Genomic DNA, 15917 nt, shown 5'->3' with positions numbered 1-15917 from the left:
GCCGGCACTAGCCGCCTTTTTGTTGGGTAAGGTCGGTGTCTTCGGCACGTGTAAATTCGCTCGCTGGCGCTCGCTGTAAAGGCTGGAAAAACAGCCGCGCAGCCGACTCTTTACAGGCCGCTTTGCCTTTTCAGAGCAGCCAGGCTCACTCGCCGCCGGATTGGCTGACGGCCAGGGAGGCGGTGCTGGGAGCCTCGTTCCAGCACCACATCAAAATGCAGGCTCCCAGCACCATTACGGAGATCACGGTGAGGATGGCACGCAGCCAACGGTGGTCGGAGCGCGGAGGCAGAGACTCGGACACGGCGGCGACTCCAGAGCGGGAATAGTAGAAGTAACGCCACAGGAAAAAATCGGTGCACAAACCCACCCGGGCCGCACCGAAGATGCCCGCCAAGTTATTCGCCTGCGCAGGCAATCCACGAAAAATGGAGGAAGCGGCCCACCCGGTGGATGTTCTGCTTCCCTCATTCAATGGCGACATGGCCGCCGGCTTCACCGTTGTCAGCTACACGCAAGCATCGCGGCGTCACCCCTTGCGTCAATGATGCACCGATGAGGAACTCTTACGCTCCTTGGCGGCCTTGGCAGGCTCGTCCTTGCGACCAAGATTGTCGAGCAGCGTCGAAAGATCTTCCGCATGCTCTTCTTCGTTGGCGAGAATTTCTTCCATCATGCGACGCGTGGTCGGATCGTCGTTACCCAGGTATTGGATGATCTCGCGGTAACTATCGATGGCGATGCGTTCGGCGACCAGGTCCTCCTTGAGCATGTCGGCCAGGTCGTCGCCTTCGGCGTAATCGGAGTGGCTACGGCTGAGCAGGCCCTCCGGATTGAGGTCTGGTGTGCCATCGAGCTGGGTGATGCGCTCGGCAATGCGGTCGGCATGGCCTTGTTCTTCGGCCGCGTGTTCGAGGAACTCCGCCGCGACACTCTTTGCATGAATGCCCTTGGCCATGAAGTAGTGATACTTATAGCGCAGCACGCACACGATTTCCGTGGCGAGAGCTTCGTTGAGGATCTTGATCACCGTGTCGCGATCGGCGCTGTAACCCTCGGTGATGGCGCCCTTGTCGATGTGTTCGCGCGCACGGCGACGAATGGTTTCGATATCGGTAAGAAAGGGCTTCTTGGCGGACATGCCTGCCTCCTCGTGACGAGTGGGTGGGAGAACGCGCGGAACCTGTCCGCACAACGTGCCCATCCTGGAATCGTGGCCGCGAAGCATGAGTGAAAATGCCGCGCATCGTGCGATACGCGGCATCGTCGTCGTTCACGTTTGGGCAGCCACGCTTCAGGCTTTGTGATAGACCTGTGAGCCCTGCTGGCGGAACTGGGCCGCCTTTTCGGCCATGCCCTCGTCGAGCGCCGTGACCTCTTCCACGCCGTGTTCGGCCGCATAGTCGCGCACGTCCTGGGTGATCTTCATCGAACAGAACTTCGGGCCGCACATCGAGCAGAAATGCGCTGACTTATGCGCATCCTTGGGCATGGTCTCATCGTGGAATTCACGCGCCTTTTCCGGATCGAGGCCGAGGTTGAACTGGTCTTCCCAGCGAAACTCGAAACGCGCCTTCGACAAGGCGTTGTCGCGTACCTGCGCACCGGGATGCCCCTTGGCCAGATCGGCCGCATGGGCGGCGATCTTGTACGCGATGATGCCGTCACGCACGTCCTGTTTGTTCGGCAGGCCCAAATGCTCCTTGGGCGTCACATAGCAGAGCATCGCGGTGCCAAACCAGCCGATCATCGCCGCACCGATCGCCGAGGTGATGTGGTCGTAGCCGGGAGCGATGTCCGTGGTCAACGGCCCCAGCGTGTAGAAGGGCGCTTCATGGCACTTCTCCAATTGGCGCTCCATGTTTTCCTTGATCAACTGCATCGGCACGTGTCCTGGGCCTTCGATCATTACCTGCACGTCGTGCTTCCACGCCACCTGGGTAAGCTCACCGAGCGTATCGAGCTCACCGAACTGTGCCGCATCGTTGGCATCGGCCACCGAACCGGGGCGCAGGCCATCGCCCAGGCTGAAGGACACATCGTAGGCCTTCATGATGTCGCAGATTTCCTCAAAATGCGTGTAGAGGAAATTTTCCTTGTGATGGGCCAGGCACCACTTGGCCATGATCGAACCACCGCGCGAAACGATGCCGGTCACGCGACGCGCCGTCAGCGGCACGAAACGCAGCAGTACGCCAGCATGGATGGTGAAGTAATCCACGCCCTGCTCGGCCTGTTCAATCAGTGTGTCGCGGAACAGGTCCCAGGTGAGGTCTTCGGCCACGCCGCCGACCTTTTCCAGCGCCTGGTAGATCGGCACGGTACCGATCGGTACGGGCGAGTTGCGGATGATCCACTCGCGCGTCTCATGAATGTTCTTGCCAGTGGAAAGATCCATCACCGTGTCGCCGCCCCAACGGATCGACCAGACCAGTTTTTCCACTTCCTCGGCGATGCCCGATGACACCGCGCTATTGCCGATGTTCGCGTTGATCTTGGTGAGGAAGTTGCGACCAATGATCATCGGCTCGCTTTCCGGATGGTTGATGTTGGCCGGAATGATGGCGCGACCGCGCGCGACTTCATCGCGCACGAACTCGGGTGTGATCAACCTCGGCAGCGCCGCGCCGAACGATTCGCCCGGATGCTGGTTGCGCAACGCGCTGCTCGCCAGCACTTCGAGGCGCTGGTTTTCGCGAATGGCGATGTATTCCATTTCCGGTGTAATGATGCCCTGGCGCGCATAGTGCATCTGCGTAACGTTGGCGCCCGCCTTCGCGCGCAGTGGTGCGCGCGTGCCGGTGAAGCGCAGCGGCGCCAGACGTGGATCGTTCGCGCGCTGGCGACCGAAGCTGGAGGTCAGGTCCGCCAGTTGCTCCACGTCGCCACGCTCGGCGATCCACTTCGCCCGCAATGCGGGCAGGCCCGCCGATAGGTCCACCTGGTACGCCGGATCGGTATACGGGCCGGAGGTGTCGTACACGGTGATCGCCGGATTGCTCTCGCCACCAAACAGCGTGGGCGTCTGCGCCTGTTCGATCTCACGCAATGGCACGCTCAAGTCATCGCGCGAACCTTTCACATAGATCTTTCGCGAACCGGGAATAGGCCGGGTCACGGCTTCGGATAGTTCCTGCGTGGCGCGCACGAGGTCGGAGGACAAGGCATTCATCGGCAATACGTCCTGAAAGAAGTGGACCACCCGCATGGACGGGTTCGGACGAAAGCGATGGCGCCGAAAGCACAGGGGGCATGGAGCCTGTGCGACGAAGCTTCCCTACACCGGTGCTAACCGGATCAGGTTCGAAGGGACTCTCTCAGCCGGCCTGTCATACCGGCACCCCCGCTTCCAAGGTGCTCATTTGACCAGAAACCGGGGTTAGTCGCGAGTGAAATCGGGAAAGGGAGGGGGAAGCCGCGCCGGCGGTGCTCTGAAAAGTAAAGGGTAAAACAGCAAGAACCGGCGCCCGCGCGCCCGTATTTCTCTATTTACCCTTCACCACGGGCGTCAGCGAGCGGCTGATAGGCCGCGCAGCAGGGGAGGTTTCAGCGTGCAATCTGCGACTGTCGCAGATTGCTTGGCGACTGAAGTCGCGCCTATCGAGGCAAATAGGCGCGCAGGAAGGTGTCTACGCCATCGCGAGCGGTCTGTTCGATCTCGGCGGCATAGGCCGTGGCGCAATCCTCGCAGCCGAACATGCGGCGCAACAGCAGTTCACCCTTGATCAACGAAAAAAACTGCGCGCTCGCGCGCTTGGGGTTGGCGATGTCCAACTTGGCACCGTCAACCGCCTGTGCCAGCAGACGTTCCATTAGACCATGCGTGCGGTCGGGGCCTTCTTCCCACATAAGCTTGCCGTAGCGGGGATTGCCTTGACGACAGTCGCTCAGGATGGCACGGAAGGTACCCACGTTCTGCACGTCGCATTCCAGATGCGCATGATGGAGGGCAATCTTCAAAAGCATGTCGCGGATATCCGCCTCGGGGTCGTAGCGGAAGATGTCTTCGGGCACCAAGTCCTGGATGCGCGCGCGGATAACTTCGCGGAACAGATTGTCCTTGTCCCCGAAATGGCTGTAGACCGTCAACTTGGAGACGCCTGCTTCCGCAGCAACGGCGTCCATACTGGTGCCGGCAAACGCATTGCGGATAAACAGGGCCTTAGCCGCTTCGAGAATCGCCGCACGCTTCTCCATGTCCTTGGGACGGCCCGGTCCCTGCGGCTTGGCTTGCGGGAGGATGGTCATGACATACACCTTCACAAATGGCTGACGCGGGTTTAGTATACGCCGCGGTTCAATTATTTTCCACGGCCATCCTGAACGGCCCGGTTCCTATGTCTTCTACATCAGTCGAACTCAACCTCAGCGCCGGCTACCGGCAGGCGCAACGCGCTCTGGCCGCATGGCTGGAACAGGGCGTGCGCGCCGCCCGCCAGAGCGCCTTCGCCGCCCGAGCCGCCCTGGGGCTGCTCGACCCCTCCGAGCGCGGGCGCCTGGCGCGCTGGCTGGCATGGCTCGTAGTGGCTGACAGCTACCGTGGAGACATGGGCCTGGCCGCACGTGTGCGCCGGCTCGACGGGGGGCTGCATCTTGCCATGGAAGACGCGCTTGCGCGGCTTCCCATGAAAACTGTCAACCAGGCTCCGCAAAATCATCGCCTTAGCGCATGAGTGTCCGCGGACAGGGCGCTCGGCATGACTTCCGTCAACTGCGCGCGGTGACTTCCGGCACTTCGTATGACAAAGGCCAGGCCGCAGGCTTTGGTCATTGTCGAGCGCGGCGTAAGCACTTATCCTTTCAGCCCTTTTTCGACTAAATAGAGATGTGAGCAACATGGCGATGAACTTCGATCAGGCAAGGCAAAACATGGTGGAAAACCAGGTGCGCCCGTGGGAAGTGCTGGACGGCCGCGTGCTGGACGTGATCAGCCGCGTGCGCCGCGAGGATTTCGTCGCCGCCGAACACCGCCAGCTGGCATTCGCCGACCTGTGCCTGCCGCTGGGCCACGGCGAAGTGATGATGAAGCCGGTGGTGGAAGGCCGTTTCCTGCAAGCGCTGGAACTGCAGCCAAGCGACAAGGTGCTGGAAATCGGCACCGGCTCGGGCTTCCTCACCGCCTGCATGGCCAAGCTGGCCGCCCACGTGACCAGCGTGGATATGCATGCCGATTTCACGGCCCTGGCGGGCGAGCGCCTGACCAAGGCCGGTATCGCCAATATTTCGCTGGAGACCGGCGAGGCGGTCAACGAGTGGCAACCCAAGGATAGTTACGATGCCCTGGTAGTCACCGGTGCCGTGTACCAGATTCCGCAGCGCTTTTTGGGTTGGCTGCGCACAGGTGGTCGCCTGCTGGTGATCCGCGGCGAGTCCCCGGTGCAGCACGTGCTGTTGTTGACGCATGAAGGCAATGGCCGTTTCCGTGAGGAAGGCCTGTTCGAGACCGACCTGCCCTACCTTGCGCACGCCGCTCCGCCGCGACGCTTTGTATTCTGATTTCCCCTTCGACCCCTTTCCGATGAGGCACCCCATGCGCTTGAAGCTTCTGACCTTTGCCCTGGCCCTGGCGGTACTGCCGCTGGCGGGCCACAGCGAAGACCTGCTGGACGCTTATCGAGAAGCACGCGCGAACGACCCGACGCTGTCGCAATCCGATGCCCAGCGCCTGTCGACCTCCGAAGGCGTGCCGCAGGCGCGTGCCTTGCTGCTGCCGCAGATCTCCGGCACTGTGTCGCTCAACCAGAACAGCAGTTCGGGCTCCCAGTCGCTATCCAGTGACGGCAGCGGCCCATACTTCGACGCCGGACACACTCGCACACGCGGAGTTAGCGCCTCCCTGTCCCAGTCGGTCTTCAATCTCAGCAACTGGGCCAACCTGTCCGCCGCCAAGTCATCGTCCGAAGCCGGCGATGCCACCTACCAGGCAGCCGTACAGGCGCTGTACGTCCGTGTGACGACGGCCTATTTCAACGTACTGACCAGCGCCGACCAGCTGACTTTCAGCAAGGCAAACGAAGAAGCTCTCCGCCAGGCCTATGAGCAGGCGGACCAGCGCTTCAAGGTGGGCCTCTCGGCTGTCACGGACGTCTATCAGGCCAAATCGGAATACGAGCAGGCCAAGGCCGGGACCATCCAGGCCGAAAACTCGCTTAACGACGCCAAGGAAGCCCTTACGCAGATCACCGGTAAGCCGACCGGCGACCTGAAGAAGCTGCGCGAGGACCTACCGCTCGACCCGCCTTCGCCCTCCGATCCCAAGGAATGGGTTGCCCAGGCATTAAAGAACAATCCGACCATCCAGTCGCAGCAATTGAGCGTGGATGCGGCCGAGCACAATATCGACGCCGCCCGCGCCGGTCACCTGCCGACCATCAGCGCGTCGGTCACGCGCGGCAAATCCAACTCCTGGGCCGAAAACCGCCTGCCGGGCTCGACCTCGGCCGCCATTGTCAATGACGCGCAAAATGGCTTGGGCAACGGTGCCAACGGCCGTTGGGGCACGACGATCGGTCTTACGCTGAACGTACCGATCTTTGAAGGCGGCCTGACTCAATCGAAGGTGCGCCAGTCGATCTACGAGCGCGATTCCGCCCAGGATTCGCTGGAAATCGAGCGCCGCCAGGTCACCCGCGACACGCTCAATTTCTATCGCACCGCCGTGGCGGGCATCGCCCAGGTGGAAGCGGCCAAGGCATCGGTCGATTCCGGCCAGAAAGCCCTGGAGGCCACGCGTGCCGGCTTCGACGTGGGTACCCAGACCATGTTGAACGTACTGACCGCGATTCAGACCCTGACCCAGGCGCAAAGCACCTACTCGCAAAATCGCCACCAGTTCGTGCTCAACAAGCTGCAGCTCAAGCAGCAGGCCGGTACGATCGACATGAAGGACATGGAAGCGGTCAACAGCCTGCTGCAATAAGCGGCACGCTGATCTGGATCTGCAATAGCAAGGCCCATTCCCATGCCAGTCAGTGAGCGCTGACTGGCATTTTTCGTATGGAATTGACGCGCTCATAGGTTGAGCTGCCGAACACAGGGGCGTCCGCCGTCCCCAGGGGACGAACCCATCATCCCGTGCATGCGGCGCATGGGTCGCTATGAGACCTGCGGTATGTAGCAACTTGAGATGCTGCGCTACATGACATTGAGACTTGCGCCGCTTGCCTGGACGCTTGCACGTCCGGTCGTCAAGGCGTGAGTTCCTCTACGCTAATAGCAAAACCTTACAGTCTAGCCATTGATGCGCCTACATTTTGGGAGGGACTCATCGCGCCAAGATGCCTGTCCGTAAGAAGGCAAGACGCGATGTGCTTGAAGTTTTTCAACGCAGCCCTGGTTTTGATGACTGTTTCGCCGTCAGTGTTTGGTAACGACCTGATGGATACCTATCTTGACGCACTTGCGAATGATCCAGTGCTGTCTCGATCTGAAGCCAAGCGTCTATCCGCATCCGAAGATACAAGCCAAGCGCGCGCCCTGTTGCTGCCCCAGGTCCAGGGAGCGGCATCGTGGGGACGAAGCGACAGCAACGACTTCGCTCCCCTGTCAGGCGGGAACGGCAACGACTGGGACCGCTCAAGTCGCAGCCAGTCGCGTAGCGTAACGATCACGATGCGTCAGCGGATATTCGACCTAGGCAAACGGGCCGATCTATCGGAAGCCAAATCCAAGGCAGCCTCACAAAATGCCAACTATCGGGCAGCACTCCAAAACCTATATGTACGCACCACAGCCGCCTATTTTGAGGTGCTGACCAAAACGGATCAGTTGACCTTCGCCAAGGCTAACGAAGAAGCATTCCGGCAAGCGTACGAACAAACCGATCAGCGTTTCATGGCAGGCCTTTCGGCGATCACCGACACATATCAAGCCAAATCGGTATACGAACACGCCAAGGCACAAACTATCCAGGCTGAGAACAAGCTCCACGATGCCAGGGAGGCGCTCACACAGATTACCGGCAAATCGACCGGCGCTTTGAAGAAGCTACGTGAGGACATCCCCATGGACGCTCCATCACCGGCCGATCCGCAGGCATGGCTGCGGTTAGCTTGGGAGCATAATCAGGCCATCGCGGCACAGCAGCACAGCCTCGAGGCAACTGAGCATGCTTCGCGCTCAGCCCAGGCCGAACACTTACCGACCCTCGACGCATCATTGAGTTACAGCAAGTCTGCTCAGTGGGCCGCCACTTCTGGTGGGCGGCCGGACACGGCCTCGTTCGGTACTCGTAGCGGCTCGACCAAGGGCTGGACGGTCGGCATCAACCTGAAAATTCCGATTTTCGCCGGCGGCGCCACGCAAGCGAAGATCCGACAGTCCGTCTACAACCGAGAAAAAGCCCAGAACGGCCTCGAAGAGCAGCGCCGCAAAGCTGTCCGCGATACCCTCAACTTTTATCGCATCGCAATCGCTGGCATGGCTGCGGTGAAAGCGGCCAAGGCAAGTGTGGAGGCCGGGCAAGAGGCCCTCAAGGCCACTCGCGCGGGTTTCGATATCGGCAAACAGACCATGCCAAATATGCTCTCCGCGATTCAGAACCTCACCAGAGCACAGAGCAATTACTCGCAATCGCGTCACAACTTGCTGTTGAATGGACTGCGACTGAAACAGGCCGCAGGCACGCTTGAGCGACGGGATATCGAAGCGATCAACACGCTGCTATGGTGACAGCGCACGGCCTTTGCTCGACAGCGCTGGACATCGCGCTCGTCAGATCACTCCTGCAATTGCTGGTCGATCAACTTCATAACTCTTTTTACTGCGCCGCGCTCACTGTCAAACACATGGCGCGCCCTCTCCCCCATGTTTCCGCGGCGGGAAGAGTCGAGCAACAGCCGCAGCGCCTTGGCGCCCAGATCCTCATTGCCGTCGACTCTTTCCGCGCCGCCTTCCTTGATCAGGGTGATGGTGATTTCCTCGAAATTGAAGGTATGCGGACCGACCAGGACGGGACGGGACAAGGCTGCCGGTTCCAGCACGTTATGCCCACCGATCGGCGCCAGGCTGCCGCCGACGAAGGCAAGATCCGCCGCTGCATAGAACGGCATCAACTCGCCCATCGAATCGATCACGAACACCTGATGCGCAGCCGAAGGCACCCGCTCGACACTGCGCGTGGCGAGCGTGAAGCCCAGGCTGCGCACGGAGTTCTCCACCACTTTGAAGCGTTCCGGATGCCTGGGCGCGATCAGCAGCAAAGCGTCGGGCAGGCGCTTGAGTACGTCCAGATGCGCTTCCAGGATGGCCATCTCCTCGCCTTCATGCGTGCTGGCGGCAATCCATACGGGTCGCAGACGCCCCCATTGCTCACGCAGGTGCGAGCCGGCGTTGACCGCATCGAACGGCACGGGCATGTCGAACTTCATGTTGCCGCTGACCAGGATCGTGGACGGCTCGGCACCCAGCAACCGATAGCGTGCCGCGTCCGTGCGCGATTGCGCGGCGATCACACGCACACTACGCAATGCCGCCCGCACAATGCCGCTGAGCGGTTTGTAACCACGCAGTGAACGCTCCGACAGGCGCGCGTTGACGATCATCATCGGAATGCCGCGCTTGCCGCAGGCGAAATATAGATTGGGCCAGATCTCCGTCTCGACGATCACTGCCAGGCGCGGCCGTACCCGCTTGAGAAAGCGGGACACGGCAAATGGCAGGTCGTAGGGAAGGTAGACATGGATGACGCTGTCGCCAAACAGCTGGCGCACCCGCTCGGACCCGGTCGGCGTCACCGTGGTGACCACCAACGGGGCGTTCGGATAGCTGGCGCGCAAGGCCTTGATCAGGGGTTCGGCGGCGTTGACCTCTCCCACCGACACCGCATGCACCCATAAGCTGCCCCGTACCGCAGGCGCCAGCGAGAAACCAAACCGCTCGCGCCAGCGGCGGTGGTAGTCGCGGTATCGCACCCCCCGAAACAGCAGGCGCAGCACGATGAACGGCGTCGCCAGGTACATGGCGAGGGTGTAGAGATAACGCAACGGAACATCCCTTGAACGGTTCGCACGATTATAACGGGTCGCCCCTGGCCCACGATTTGGCGTCAATACCACCCGTGGCGCGCTCAAGGCCCGCCCTGTCGCTCACCTATGGGACGTCTCCGACGGGGCCGGCTAGAATAGGACGGATGCCCGGTACACCACGCCCCACGTTCAGGCCCCGACTGCTCTCGCCCCGGCAATGGCCTGCCTGGGTGGGCATCGGCATCATTTGGCTAATTGCGCGCCTGCCCTACCGAGCCCTGATGGGACTGGGCCACTTGCTAGGGTCGCTGGTCCAGCGTGTGCGCTCGCCGCGCCGCAAGGTGGCTGCCACCAATGTCGCACTGTGCTTCCCGGAGTTGCCGGCCCAGGAGCAGGCCCGGCTGGTGGACGCCAACCTGCACGACATCGGACTGATGATGATGGAGTTCGCGCTGGGCTGGATGGGGTCGGACCGCGCACTCAGGCGCGTGCCCGTCACTATCGAGGGGATGGAACATCTCCAGGCCGCGCGCATGCAAGGCAAGGGCGTGCTGCTGGTTGGCGGTCACTTTTCACACCTGGAGCTGTGCGCGCGCCTGGTATCGCAGCACATGCGCATCGCCGGCATGTATCGCCAGATGGATTCGGCCGTGTTCGAATACTGCGTCCTGCGTTCACGCCTGGACTATGCCGATGCCATGTTCGACAAGGACGATATTCGTGGCACGGTGAAATACCTACGCAGTGGCGGCACGCTGTGGTACGCGCCAGATCAGGACATGCGCAGCAAAGACAACGCGTTCGTGCCCTTTTTCGGCGTCACGGCGGCCACCATCACGGCCACCCATCATCTGGCACGCCTTTCCAAGGCGGTGGTGATTCCCTTCTTCCATCGGCGCCTGCCGGAAGCGCGCGGCTACGCGCTTCGACTGGGCGCGCCGCTGGCTGATTTTCCCAGCGGGGATGCCGTCGCCGATACCGCGCGTATCAACCGCTGCATCGAAGCGATGGTGCGCGAAGCACCCGAGCAATACCTGTGGGTACACAAACGCTTCAAGACGCGCCCGGAAGGCGAGCCACCGATTTACTGAGCATTTTTCTTAACGGCGCCTCTGCGCGAAAGTTTCTCGACAGCAAGCGACAGCTTGTCGACGGCGTGATTCGGTAGAAATTACGACACGATTTCCACCGGGCCGGAACGCGCCATGCTGAACCTGTTTCTCCGCTCCATGCGCGAACGCCGCGACTGGCATGGCTCACGCAACAAGCGCGCCATCTACGCGGTCAAATATGCATCACGTTGCCTGCTGCATGCACGCGCCCAGGCCGAGTGGCTCAAGTTCATCTACGCCTGTCCGCGCCTGATCGCGGTGCATGAGCGCGATCCCTATCTCTTCGACCGCCCGCAGCACCGTTACATCAACCGGCATTTCAAAGCCGCCCAGCGGTACGCCATCGTGCGCAGTCACTACCAGTTCGTGCAGTCGCAGTTGCCACAACCCCTGTTCGAAGCGCTGTATCGGGACGGCGTAGCATGGCTGGGCAACGTGATGCTCAAGGATGGCAGCGTGCTGGTGACGCGCCTGGCCATCCCCACTGGCCGCGGACGCGAAGGCGAACTATGCCTGCAATTGGCCAATGCTGCCGGGCAGGTTTTGTCTTCGATGATATTTACGATCGCCGACGACGGTCGTACCCTGCTGATCGGCTGTCTACAAGGCGCCTGTTCGGCATTGGGCATCGACGCCGTACGCACACTCACCAAGCAATGCCATGGCCTGCGCCCGAAGAACCTGTTGCTATCCATGCTACTGGCGTTTGCCGAGGACCATGGCATCGAGCGCGTGCGTGGCATCAGCCAGGCAGCTCATCCATTCTCAGTGTCACGCGGCAAAATCAAGGCCGACTACGACAGCTTTTGGCGTGAATGCGAAGGTGTACTCGCTGGCGATGGCTTCTTTGACCTGCCCTCCCGCGAGACTGTGCGTGACGAAATGCAGGTGGAAAGCAAGCACCGCTCGGCTTTCCGAAAGCGTGAAGCCTTGCGCTGGGAGGCGGCACGCGGGTTTGTCGCTGCGATGCGCGGCAAAATGGCTGGCGAGGTTGCACGCCTGGCGGCGTGATACGTCAGGTCACTCGCCGTGAGGGGCGAGGAGCGGCAAGGTTGCCGGCTTTATCCTTGCGCCTCACAGGTCGCGCAGCGACCGACCTACCGCCGCCGCTGGCGCGCTTCGTGTAATTTCGCATACTTCAAGAACGCGTAGAACGCTCCCGTGGCGCTGGCGATGAATCCGGCCCAGCCATTGAGGAAATAGCGCTTGAAGATGTACTGGCGCAAGAAAAACAGCGGTGGATACACCACCATGCGCAGGCCGGTAAAACGTTGGCGCTTGCGCAATTTGTACGCCACCATGCCAGTGGTATAGCGATTGATCTTCTCTACACGCGTGGCAATGTCGCCGTCGCCGTCGTTGATGAAATCGGCACGCCAGAGTGTCTTGACCGGTCCGTTCACCTCGACCGCGGCATGCACGTCGACGTCGTTCATGCCGCCGCACCGGCGATCGAACAGGCGCAGGTGCCCGTTGCGCCAACTCCAGCGATGTTGCACCGTCCAGAACATGCGCTCGCGACGCGGCAGTCGAAAGCCAGCATATCGCGGTTGCACCAGCGCGCGCTCGATCTCTTCGCGCGTGCCCGGCGAAAGCATTTCATCGGCATCCAGGTTGAGGATCCAGTCGTGGCTGGCCATCGCGAAGGCACGTTGCTTCTGCGGACCGTAGTCGTCGAACGGATGCACATCGATGCGCGCACCATGCCTCCGGGCAATGGTCACTGTATCGTCTGTGGAGCCTGAATCGAGCACCACGATTTCTTCTGCCCAGCCGACCTTGTCCAGGCAGGCATCAAGGGTATCGCCATTGTTGTAGGTGATCACCACCACCGATAGCGGTTCACGCTGCATCGCCGACCCTCGCCGAGTGCCAAGGCCCGTGCACAGCCAGCGCAGCGCACCACAAGCCCAGCAGCCATGCAAACAACAAACCCCACCAGGCCGAATAGAAGGCCAGATGCGTATTGAGCGGGAACAGCATCGCCATCAACGCGACCGAAGCGGGAAACATCGCTTCCCGTGCTGGCCCGGCTCGATGCCAGGCACGCAATGCCAACACTGCCGCCGCCAGCCAAAGAAACAGGCCAATCACCCCGGTTTCGGTGAGGATCTCAAGCAGCAGTTGGTGGGCATGACAGGCCCCCTCGCCCTCGCCGCAAGTTTCGGCAGTAAGGAAGTGATCCGAGGGCGGCGCGAATTGTCGGTAGGCATAGCGATAGGCACGCACACCGACACCATTGACCGGGTGGGCCTCGATCATCTTGAGGCTGGTACGCCAGATATCCAGGCGCCCGGTAAGCGCGGTGTCCAGCGCCGCGTTCGAGCCCTGGAACACCACCAGGGTGTGTTCAACGCGAGCCTGGAAACGGCTGGAAGTCTTCCAGGCTACCGCGCCAGCCAAGCCCAGGATGATGGCACCGGCGGCGCACCAAACCATAAAGCGGCCCGGCGCGCGCGCCTCGCGCCACGCAAACGCCAGTCCCACCAGTCCATAACAAAGCCATGATGCACGTGACCCGGACAGCAGGATCGGGCCAAGCAGCAAGACAAAGGCCCCCAACAGCCCGAGCTGACGCCAGCGTTCACGTGCAGCCCAAAGAACGAACGGCGAAAGCACGGACAATGCCGGGCCCAGCTTGAGATTCTCAGCGCCAAAAATGCCCGACAGGCGCTCCGGATCGGAATGTCCGCGCAACCCCAGGCCCGCTACTGCCTGCATCCAGGCATCGACAGCCCACAAAGCCACCGTGATCGCCACCGCCCAATACACGGCACGCAATTTTTCCGCGCGGCGAATGGCAAAGCATGCATACAACCCCAACGGTACGAAGCGCGACAGTGCCGCCACCGTTGCCCAGCTCTTGCCCGGTGCCACCGAATCCACGGCGGAAATCAGCGCGGCACCGATATAGCCGCCCAATAACCACAGCAACAGCCGAGCCCCGGCATGATCCTCCAGCGCACGCGGATGCCGCGCAAAGAGCAGCCCTGTTCCCACCAGACACAGGCATGTCGCCACTTCGGCACTGCGCCCGAACGGCAATAACCCGATCAGCAACCAGTACGGCAGCAAGGGAGAGCGCAGCGCGGCACGCAGGGAGAAAGCTGGGAAGGTGGGCATGGCCCTTATTGTAGTGAAGTCGGCCACTGCGCGGCCTGTAAAGTCGCGAGCTCGCACTCGCTGTAAAGCGTAAAAGGAGAAAGCAGGACCCGCCGTGCCGACCGTTGCTCTCGCTAGCAGCCGACTTCACAGTGAGCCATGCGAGCAACCTAACGCTCCGCCATCACCTCGTCATACAGCGCCAGCGTCGCCTGCTGCATATCGCTCAGGCGATAGTTGTGCAGCATGGGGATAGCGGGTGCCACACGCAGCAGTTCGGCGGCGCGTTCGACCAGTCGTTCGCGGTCACCAGGCGGTACGCGACCGGCGGGATAGAGCTCAGCCAGCAGTTCGCCGACACCGCCGTGCGCATAGCCGAGTACTGGACGGCAGAGCGACAGAGCCTCAACGACCGTACGGCCGAAGGATTCAGGCTTGTTGGACAGTTGCAGCACCAACGCGGAGATGGCGTAGATGTCGCGCACGTCGTTGCGTGCCGAGGTCATGACGACGTGCCGCTCCAGGTCCAGCGAACGGATCAGCACGCGCAGTTCCTCAGCATAGGCCTCCCGTCCTGGCTCGATGACGCCCAGCAGCAGCAGGCGCGCGTCGATGCCACGACGGCGCAGGTCCGCGATCAGGTTCACGCCGTCGTGGTGGCCCTTCAGCCGGGTGCCGCGGCCGGGCAATGTCAGGATCGGCGCGCCAGCCAACTGCGGGTATTGGGCCAGAAAGGCGCGTGTCCAGGCATCGTCGGGGCGGTGGCCATAGGGGAAGGCGATGGGATCGATGCCGCGGGGAATCACCCGCACGCGCCCCGGCTCCAGCCAGCGATAGTGGCTGAGCACATAGTCGCGCAGGGTCTGTGACACCGCCACGATGCGCTCGCCGCGCAACAGAATGGCGCTGTAACGCCCAGGGGAGTTCAGGCCATGCACGGTGGTGACAAAATGGGGACGCGGCTGGAGGCCCTTCATGGCCCACCAGCCCATCCAGGCCGGCAGGCGCGAACGCGCATGCACGATGTCCGGACGAAGCTGCCTCAGCACGCGGCGCAACGCATGCAGGCGCCCAAGGGTGCTGATCGATTTCTTGCCAATATCCAGAGTGACGTGCTCGCTGCCCTCGGCCAACAGTTGCTCGACCAGGCGCCCACCTGCCGAGATCACCACCGAACGATGACCGGCCTGGACCAGCGCACGGGCGATTTCCAGCGCCGAGCGCTCCGCGCCACCCGCATGCATCGACGGGATGAGCTGAACGACGGTCAGAGACCTGGCGGTGGTGGCGACGGCAGACATGAATTCTTCGTTTCGAGCCTTCATCGCACCAGACAAGCAGCAATCATGCCTGGGGGGGCCAGGTTGGGCGGGTATCCCGCCAGGAAGGTCTTGGATCAGTCCTTGAGCACGTAACGTGCGCCGCAATAGGCACAAGTGGACTCGCCGCCGTCATCGACGATCGGCAGGTAGACCTTCGGGTGCGAGTTCCACAACGCCATGCCGGGCATGGGGCAGGACAACGGCAGGTCGGCGCGCGTCACTTCGTAACGATTTTCGGCATTCGCCGGGATCGGCGCGGCCGTGGATGAACGCGACATGGGCAGGCTCCGGAAACTGGACATCAAGCGGCTAATGGTAGCAGGCTCCAGGGTCCGGACAGCGTCCGGACGACGAAGAATGGGGACTTCGCAGCACGCTTGCCGCCGGCCTAGGGCAGGCGGTCTATTCGAGCTGTC

Annotated in this window: 16 protein-coding genes and 1 riboswitch; of the genes, 7 read left to right on the top strand and 9 right to left on the bottom strand. The window is 61.8% G+C overall.

The genetic code is table 11. The features are described 5' to 3' along the window. Positions 1–145: 145 nt before the first annotated feature. A complete protein-coding gene (locus VF436_RS03930) occupies positions 146–304 on the bottom strand; it encodes a hypothetical protein (protein WP_330902676.1) in 159 nt (52 codons plus the stop codon). Positions 305–356: 52 nt separating this feature from the next. Between VF436_RS03930 and VF436_RS03925 the strand changes: the two genes are divergently transcribed. Beyond that, positions 357–548 carry a hypothetical protein gene (locus VF436_RS03925; protein WP_330902675.1) on the top strand — a complete coding sequence of 64 codons (192 nt, stop codon included), beginning with the start codon at positions 357–359 and terminating at the stop codon, positions 546–548. Here VF436_RS03925 and VF436_RS03920 read toward each other — a convergent pair. The 3 genes from VF436_RS03920 to VF436_RS03910 form a co-directional block, all read right to left on the bottom strand. Further along, the gene (locus VF436_RS03920) at positions 542–1141 is read right to left on the bottom strand and encodes a ferritin-like domain-containing protein (RefSeq protein WP_330902674.1); all 600 of its coding nucleotides are present in this window, start codon (positions 1139–1141) and stop codon (positions 542–544) included. The genes VF436_RS03925 and VF436_RS03920 overlap by 7 nt on opposite strands. A gap of 153 nt (positions 1142–1294) precedes the next feature. Further along, on the bottom strand, positions 1295–3172 hold the full coding sequence (gene thiC, locus VF436_RS03915) for a phosphomethylpyrimidine synthase ThiC (RefSeq protein ID WP_330902678.1): 1878 nt from the start codon (positions 3170–3172) through the stop codon (positions 1295–1297). Between the two features lie 84 nt (positions 3173–3256). Next, positions 3257–3355, bottom strand: a riboswitch (TPP riboswitch). Positions 3356–3597: 242 nt separating this feature from the next. Continuing rightward, complete coding sequence (locus tag VF436_RS03910) at positions 3598–4248, bottom strand: TetR/AcrR family transcriptional regulator (protein WP_330902673.1); 651 nt, start codon at positions 4246–4248, stop codon at positions 3598–3600. A gap of 89 nt (positions 4249–4337) precedes the next feature. On the opposite strand from VF436_RS03910, the gene VF436_RS03905 reads away from it, so the two are divergent. The 4 genes from VF436_RS03905 to VF436_RS03890 all read left to right on the top strand — a co-directional run bounded on the left by VF436_RS03905 (position 4338) and on the right by VF436_RS03890 (position 8670). After that, positions 4338–4673 carry a hypothetical protein gene (locus tag VF436_RS03905; protein ID WP_330902672.1) on the top strand — a complete coding sequence of 112 codons (336 nt, stop codon included), beginning with the start codon at positions 4338–4340 and terminating at the stop codon, positions 4671–4673. Between the two features lie 163 nt (positions 4674–4836). Further along, on the top strand, positions 4837–5496 hold the full coding sequence (locus tag VF436_RS03900) for a protein-L-isoaspartate O-methyltransferase (protein ID WP_330902671.1): 660 nt from the start codon (positions 4837–4839) through the stop codon (positions 5494–5496). 34 nt (positions 5497–5530) lie between these two features. Continuing rightward, complete coding sequence (locus VF436_RS03895) at positions 5531–6919, top strand: TolC family outer membrane protein (protein ID WP_330902670.1); 1389 nt, start codon at positions 5531–5533, stop codon at positions 6917–6919. A 386-nt stretch (positions 6920–7305) separates the two neighbouring features. Then, positions 7306–8670 carry a TolC family outer membrane protein gene (locus VF436_RS03890; protein ID WP_414649809.1) on the top strand — a complete coding sequence of 455 codons (1365 nt, stop codon included), beginning with the start codon at positions 7306–7308 and terminating at the stop codon, positions 8668–8670. 47 nt (positions 8671–8717) lie between these two features. On the opposite strand, the gene waaA is transcribed toward VF436_RS03890, so the two are convergent. Then, the gene (gene waaA, locus VF436_RS03885; protein ID WP_330902668.1) at positions 8718–9983 is read right to left on the bottom strand and encodes a lipid IV(A) 3-deoxy-D-manno-octulosonic acid transferase; all 1266 of its coding nucleotides are present in this window, start codon (positions 9981–9983) and stop codon (positions 8718–8720) included. A gap of 146 nt (positions 9984–10129) precedes the next feature. Between waaA and lpxL the strand changes: the two genes are divergently transcribed. Further along, a complete protein-coding gene (gene lpxL / locus VF436_RS03880) occupies positions 10130–11056 on the top strand; it encodes an LpxL/LpxP family Kdo(2)-lipid IV(A) lauroyl/palmitoleoyl acyltransferase (RefSeq protein ID WP_330902667.1) in 927 nt (308 codons plus the stop codon). Positions 11057–11170: 114 nt separating this feature from the next. Beyond that, positions 11171–12088 carry a VirK/YbjX family protein gene (locus VF436_RS03875; protein WP_330902666.1) on the top strand — a complete coding sequence of 306 codons (918 nt, stop codon included), beginning with the start codon at positions 11171–11173 and terminating at the stop codon, positions 12086–12088. A gap of 86 nt (positions 12089–12174) precedes the next feature. Here the strand turns inward: VF436_RS03875 and VF436_RS03870 are convergent, their stop codons facing one another. The 4 genes from VF436_RS03870 to VF436_RS03855 all read right to left on the bottom strand — a co-directional run bounded on the left by VF436_RS03870 (position 12175) and on the right by VF436_RS03855 (position 15779). Further along, positions 12175–12930 carry a glycosyltransferase family 2 protein gene (locus VF436_RS03870; protein WP_330902665.1) on the bottom strand — a complete coding sequence of 252 codons (756 nt, stop codon included), beginning with the start codon at positions 12928–12930 and terminating at the stop codon, positions 12175–12177. Further along, positions 12920–14200, bottom strand: a complete 1281-nt coding sequence (locus VF436_RS03865) for an O-antigen ligase family protein (protein WP_330902664.1) — start codon at positions 14198–14200, stop codon at positions 12920–12922. Before VF436_RS03865 ends, VF436_RS03870 begins: the two co-directional genes overlap by 11 nt. Before the next feature lie 149 nt (positions 14201–14349). Further along, complete coding sequence (locus VF436_RS03860; protein WP_330902663.1) at positions 14350–15480, bottom strand: glycosyltransferase; 1131 nt, start codon at positions 15478–15480, stop codon at positions 14350–14352. A gap of 95 nt (positions 15481–15575) precedes the next feature. Further along, a complete protein-coding gene (locus tag VF436_RS03855) occupies positions 15576–15779 on the bottom strand; it encodes a zinc-finger domain-containing protein (RefSeq protein ID WP_330902662.1) in 204 nt (67 codons plus the stop codon). Positions 15780–15917 lie beyond the last annotated feature (138 nt).

Source organism: Dyella sp., assembly GCF_036384435.1.
In the GTDB taxonomy this organism is placed as follows: Bacteria; Pseudomonadota; Gammaproteobacteria; order Xanthomonadales; family Rhodanobacteraceae; genus GSA-30.
Note: the sequence above shows the minus strand (reverse complement) of the source record. Positions and strands in the feature narration are given on the sequence as shown.